Origin of the sequence: Sulfoacidibacillus thermotolerans (genome assembly GCF_003144315.1) — a bacterium.
GTDB classification, from domain to species: Bacteria; Bacillota; Bacilli; order Alicyclobacillales; family SLC66; genus Sulfoacidibacillus; species Sulfoacidibacillus thermotolerans.
Genome location: NZ_MPDK01000053.1, coordinates 1 through 4,041, shown reverse-complemented (window position 1 = coordinate 4,041; position 4,041 = coordinate 1). Strand labels below are relative to the sequence as shown.

Here is a 4,041-nt window from a genome sequence, read left to right as displayed (position 1 = left end):
GCAAACTGAAACAAGCAGGACTGGTCAAAGAACGCAAAACGGCACAATGGGTCTACTACTCCTTGGACAACACGAAGTTTTCTTTACTGCAGAATATTGTAGGTACCTTGCCAAATGTAGAGCACGAGATTGAACTCTTAAAATCCCAAGGACTACGGGTGCAGTGTACTTTGTAGGAGCAGAGTAGGGGCGAGGCGGCGGTATGGTTTATTTGTCAGTTGGAATTTTCTTAATAACTTTGATTCTGGTCATTTGGCAGCCGAAGGGATTGTCGATTGGGTGGAGCGCCCTTGGTGGTGCGATACTCGCCCTTCTCCTTCGGGTTGTCACCTTGAAAGACGTGGTGGAGGTAACGCGAATTGTCTGGGACGCGACGCTCGCGTTTGTCGCCATCATCATCATTTCCACGATCTTGGATAAAGTTGGTTTCTTTGAATGGGCGGCTCTGAAAATGGCCCATGCGGCCAAAGGAGATGGGCGTAAAGTCTTTTTCTACGTCACCGTCCTTGGTGCCATGGTGGCAGCTTTCTTCGCCAACGATGGAGCGGCCCTGATTTTAACCCCAATTGTGCTCGAAAAGGTTCGCGTGTTGCGGTTTGACATGAAGAAAATGATCCCGTTTATTATGGCCAGCGGATTCATTGCGGATACGACGTCTCTACCACTTGTGGTCAGTAACCTTGTCAATATCGTTTCGGCGGATTTCTTCCATATTGGATTTCTGAACTACGCCGTTCACATGGTGGTACCAGACCTATTCGCGTTCCTTGCGAGCGTGCTGATGCTGTACGTGTTCTTTGGCAAAGACATTCCTAAGTCCTATGACCCTACCCACCTAAGTCACCCAAGCGAGGCCATTGCACACAAGGGAATGTTCCGGGCATCGTGGGTCATTCTCGCAGTATTACTGGCGGGATACATTGTTACGCAATTGTTGCACATCCCTGTATCACTGGTGGCAGGCGTGATTGCGATTGTCTTTCTTCTCTTGGGATCTCGGACAAGGGTCATTCAGCCTTGGCAAGTCATTCGCGAAGCGCCCTGGGCCATCGTGGTCTTCTCGATTGGCATGTATGTCGTGGTGTACGGGCTGCGTAATGTGGGCCTCACCACGATTTTGGGTCAGCTTATCCAATCATCGACGACAGGTGGATTGTATGCGGGAACCCTTGCGATGGGCTTCATTGCTGCCCTATTGTCCAGCGTCATGAATAACATGCCCACGGTCATGATTGATGCGCTGGCGATTCACTCGACGCAAGCTACCGGAATCACGCAGCAGGCTCTGGTGTATGCAAATATAATTGGCAGCGATTTGGGGCCGAAAATTACGCCGATTGGGTCCTTGGCAACGTTGTTATGGTTGCATGTACTAGGTAAGAAAGGAATTCACATCACGTGGGGTCAGTATTTCAAGACCGGGATTGTGTTGACCGTGCCGGTGTTGTTTGTAACCTTGTCCGGGCTATACCTGTGGATGAGGATGATTGGTTGAGTCGGATTCATGAAGAGTTGCGGAGGGATGTCGAGTGGAGGAACCAACTAAAATTTACTTTATCTGTATTTTCAACCGAGCTCGTAGCCAAATGGCCGAAGCCTTTGCGAAGAAATATGGTGGGGACCGAGTGGTTGTATCGAGTGCCGGTGTAGACGGAGCGAAGGAAATTCATCCGATGACCGTTGAGGTAATGAAGGAAGTTGGAATCGATATCTCTCAGAACAAGTCAAAAACAATCAACATGAAAACCTTCGTCAGTTCGGACGTTATCGTGAAACTTTGTGAAGAAGCCAATGAGCGGTGTCCGATTGTCCCATTTGGCATTAAATGAGCAATGGGATATCGTCGACCCTATGGCAAAAGAGGACTCAGAATCGGATATGGAATCTTTTCGCAAGGCGAGAGACGAGATTGAAGACCTTGTAAAAGGACTTTTGCACCGGCTAGGTATTCACGAAAACATTTGATTGCATCTAAGTTTGCTCGAAGGAGAGATGGATATGAAAAAACCAGTTGTTTACTTTATTTGCACAGGAAACTCGTGTCGTTCGCAAATGGCTGAGGGTTGGGCACGTCACTTTGGTGGAGATAAGGTGACGGTTCTTAGTGGTGGAATTGAAGCGCATGGTCTGAATCCCAGAGCAATGCAGGTCATGGAGGAAGCTGGCGTAGATATGTCTAATCACTCGTCCGACTTGATTGATAACGACGTGTTGAATAAGTCCGACTATGCGATCACCCTTTGTGGAGATGCCTATGACAAGTGTCCGGTGACCCCACCTCATGTCAAGCGCATGCACTGGGGCTATGAAGACCCGGCGCGGGCAACAGGCACAGAGGAAGAGATCATGGACAAGTTTCGGGAAGTTCGAGATGCCATTCGTGATCGTGTACGTGAATTCATTGTCGAGCTCACCAAGGAACCACAGGCTTAAGACTGTGACTTATCTTAGGCTAAGATAGGGGAGGCAAAAATGAACGGATTGTATAAATACGGTAATTTTTCTGAAGGAGAACAGACGTATGATTTAGTGATTATTGGCGGTGGACCGGCAGGCTTGTCAGCCGGGGTCTATGCAGCCCAAGCAAATTTAAAGACGCTGATTCTGGAAAAGGGATTGCCCGGTGGACAAATGCAAAACACGCTGGAAGTCGAGAACTATACAGGTTTTCAAATGATATTGGGGCCAGAGTTGTCCGAGTCGATGCGCGCGCATGCCGATCATCTGGGTGTGGAGTTTAAGATGGCCGATGTCCAGAGTATTGATATGCATGGAAATCCGAAGATCCTCCATACCTCGGAAGGTGAGATTCAAGCGAAGGCCGTGCTGATAGCCACGGGTGCCACGCCGAAGAAACTGGGTATTCCTGGTGAAGATCGTTTGAGTGGACGCGGAGTTAGTTGGTGTGCTGTATGTGACGGTGCGTTCTTTAAGAACAAGAAAATTGCCGTTGTAGGTGGAGGCGATAGCGCCATTGAGGAAGGCACTTTCTTAACCAAATTCGGCGAATCTGTCCTGGTGATTCACCGCCGTGACAAACTACGGGCGCAGCCAATTTTACAACAACGGGCTTTTTCTTCGGAAAAAATGAACTTCATCTGGAACCACAAAGTTGTTGAGATCTTGGGCGATAATCGAGTCAGTGGAATCCGGATTCAGCATGTTGATACCGGAGAGGAACAAGAAATTGAAATGCATGGGGTTTTCATTTATGTCGGATTTACACCCATGACGTCCTTCATCTCAAATCAGGAAATTCTTGACCGAGACGGCTATGTCATCACGGATGAAGATATGCGGACGTCGATTCCGGGCATTTTCGCCGCGGGAGATGTGCGCCCGAAAGGACTGCGCCAAATCATCACGGCCGCTTCCGATGGCGCGATAGCAGCCATGACCGCATATCACTACATCGAATCCCTGGCTGACGCAAAATCCGCTAACGTGATGCAGAGTCAAAACTAACTGGCTCCTTGGCTTGTGTGAGTACAGGTTTAAGACTGAGCATACTTCGAAAAAAGTTAGAAGGGGTGATAAACAACAGGTGTCAACGGAGAAGGATATCGAGAGATTCTTGGCATGATGATTGGGGATAGTGAGTCCACTGCGAGTTGGTCTGAATTCTTTTCATGGCTGAAAAGTCGTGACTTACGCGGTGTCGACATCGTGGTTTCGGACAGCCATAGCGGTCTTGTAAAGGCGCTACATTCACAGTTCCAGGGGAGTACGTGGCAACGCTTCCAAACGCACACCAGTGGACGGAACGTATTACGGGAATGCGCCATACGGCACACAAACTGCACCGTTGGAACCGTGCACGGCAGAGTACAATCATGGGGATTTGTTTCAACCCAAACCCGGATATGGAGACGTAGACGGTGTTCCGGATTGGAGTCCAAAACTCGTTGTCACGGCGATCCAAAATCCTTTTCCGTTTTTTAGCCCAGTGATTTCTGTATTTCTCCCTTCATGGAGCGATGTGTGGGCGAATCCGACCGGGGATGAAGGTGTCACTCGGAGCATTACTTCGACTACGACGTG

The 4,041-nt window shown here is 49.0% G+C and carries 6 protein-coding genes and 1 pseudogene; all 7 read left to right on the top strand.

Annotation, left to right across the window (positions count from 1 at the left end):
• Positions 1-202: 202 nt before the first annotated feature.
• Positions 203-1,495 (top strand): arsenic transporter, encoded by a 1,293-nt coding sequence (locus BM613_RS13950; protein ID WP_109431774.1) that lies wholly within the window; start codon positions 203-205, stop codon positions 1,493-1,495.
• Positions 1,496-1,529: 34 nt separating this feature from the next.
• On the top strand, positions 1,530-1,829 hold the full coding sequence (locus BM613_RS13945; protein WP_109431773.1) for an arsenate reductase ArsC: 300 nt from the start codon (positions 1,530-1,532) through the stop codon (positions 1,827-1,829).
• Positions 1,807-1,965: a low molecular weight phosphatase family protein gene (locus BM613_RS15400; RefSeq protein WP_219930712.1), complete on the top strand. Its 159-nt coding sequence runs from the start codon at positions 1,807-1,809 to the stop codon at positions 1,963-1,965. The genes BM613_RS13945 and BM613_RS15400 overlap by 23 nt, the downstream gene beginning before the upstream one ends.
• 33 nt (positions 1,966-1,998) lie before the next feature.
• Entirely contained in the window at positions 1,999-2,433 is a 435-nt protein-coding gene (gene arsC / locus BM613_RS13940) for an arsenate reductase (thioredoxin) (RefSeq protein ID WP_109431772.1), read from the top strand.
• 39 nt (positions 2,434-2,472) lie between these two features.
• A complete protein-coding gene (trxB, locus tag BM613_RS13935; RefSeq protein WP_109431771.1) occupies positions 2,473-3,465 on the top strand; it encodes a thioredoxin-disulfide reductase in 993 nt (330 codons plus the stop codon).
• A 78-nt stretch (positions 3,466-3,543) separates the two neighbouring features.
• A pseudogene (locus tag BM613_RS13930) lies at positions 3,544-3,771 on the top strand (transposase); the annotation flags it as partial.
• A partial coding sequence (locus BM613_RS14925; RefSeq protein ID WP_146192835.1) for a hypothetical protein occupies positions 3,755-4,041 on the top strand: 287 nt, incomplete at its 3' end. The pseudogene BM613_RS13930 and the gene BM613_RS14925, both read left to right, overlap by 17 nt.

What these genes read in the sequence shown, in the direction of transcription:
- BM613_RS13950 (WP_109431774.1), top strand. Translation starts at nt 203, where the DNA reads ATGGTTTATTTGTCAGTTGGAATTTTCTTAATAACTTTGATTCTGGTC.
- arsC (WP_109431772.1), top strand. Translation starts at nt 1,999, where the DNA reads ATGAAAAAACCAGTTGTTTACTTTATTTGCACAGGAAACTCGTGTCGT.
- trxB (WP_109431771.1), top strand. Translation starts at nt 2,473, where the DNA reads ATGAACGGATTGTATAAATACGGTAATTTTTCTGAAGGAGAACAGACG.